Origin of the sequence: Campylobacter sp. 2018MI01 (assembly GCF_018501205.1) — a bacterium.
GTDB lineage: Bacteria > Campylobacterota > Campylobacteria > Campylobacterales > Campylobacteraceae > Campylobacter_E.
On sequence record NZ_JAHCZE010000118.1, the window covers coordinates 1 to 1,322 of the forward strand.

Annotated in this window: 1 protein-coding gene; it reads right to left on the minus strand. The window is 20.9% G+C overall.

Going from position 1 to position 1,322, the window contains the following annotated elements; genetic code table 11:
• Nucleotides 1-284: 284 nt before the first annotated feature.
• On the minus strand, nt 285-1,277 hold the full coding sequence (locus KJQ97_RS09255) for a hypothetical protein (RefSeq protein WP_214120670.1): 993 nt from the start codon (nt 1,275-1,277) through the stop codon (nt 285-287).
• Nucleotides 1,278-1,322: the final 45 nt, after the last annotated feature.

The following is a 1,322-nucleotide window of genomic DNA, read 5'->3' on the forward strand; positions in this document are numbered from 1 at the left end:
GAATTAAAATACTAATAATCCCACCAGCTAAATCATGTAAATTATCTAAAAAATATGCTAGATATATTAAAAACTCATTCATATCTTACCTTTAAAAATAAGGTTTATTATAGCAAATACACATTCATCAAATTTAAAAATAATTATTAAAATTATCTTGTGTTTTATGTTAAATACTTTGAAAATATCTTAAATTCCTAAATTAAATTCTTTTAAAAGATAAAAACTAAAAATTTATAATAATGTTAATTAGTAGTGTAAAATATTTTAGAATTTAATAATCTTCATTTAGCATTTACAACTCCTTTTTTATTTTTATTAATTTCATCAATCTCTGCTTGTATTTTTTTTCTTAATTCTTTTTCATTAGGGCAGGAATTTTCTAAAACTCCTAATATTTCTAAACTTGTTCCAGATAAAGAACTAGAATAATTTTTTGTAGTTTTTACATAATCAATAATTTTTTGAAAATTATCGTATATTTCAAATATATCTTTTTTATAACATAAATCTTGCGGGATTATTGCTGGTTCAATCATTTTTCCATTTTCATCACCTTGTAAATTTAAATATATGTCTTTAGCATGAAGCATAATCACTGTATTTATATATATATAATAAAAATATTCCTTTGACTTTTGCGAATCAAAGTATCTTTTATAAGCCATGTCTAAATGCTTATATATTTCATCATGTTTATTTGATTCTTCTTTTAAATAATATATAAATCTATCAATATCTAAATCTGTATATATTGAAACAAGCCTTAACATGGTTGCAAAGCGATTTTGGTTTAGTTCAATATTATCAAAATAATTTTTTCCATATGGTAAGCGTTCGATCATTGAATAAATCTCATTAAAAAATTCATCTTTATAAGTATTTGTAACATACTTAGCATACGATAAATCATCACTTTTAAAAAACATATTTCTATTTAAAATCATCCACCATAAAATGTCTTCTATGCTATCTTTTGGTAAAAGCTCTTTACCTTCTTTAAATTTATCATTCATTTGATTTATAAGAAATATCATTATAAAATTATCATAATTCAAATATTTATGTAATGATTCAATAATAATTCTATATTCCATTGCATTTGCAAATTTAGCAGAAGCTTCTGGATTTTTGCTATATTGTATGTCAAAAGTTTCTTTTTGAACTTCGCTTATAATTGCATAAAAACTTCCGATAATAAGAAAAAATATAGTAAAGATAAAAGCTATTACTTTTTTAAAAATGATTTTTAAATATTTTGTTTGATTTACTTGCATACTCAACCTTAATAAAAAATAAGATTAATTATATCAAATATAAAT

Coding starts and splice junctions, on each gene's coding strand:
- KJQ97_RS09255 (WP_214120670.1), bottom strand. CDS start 1,277: ATGCAAGTAAATCAAACAAAATATTTAAAAATCATTTTTAAAAAAGTA.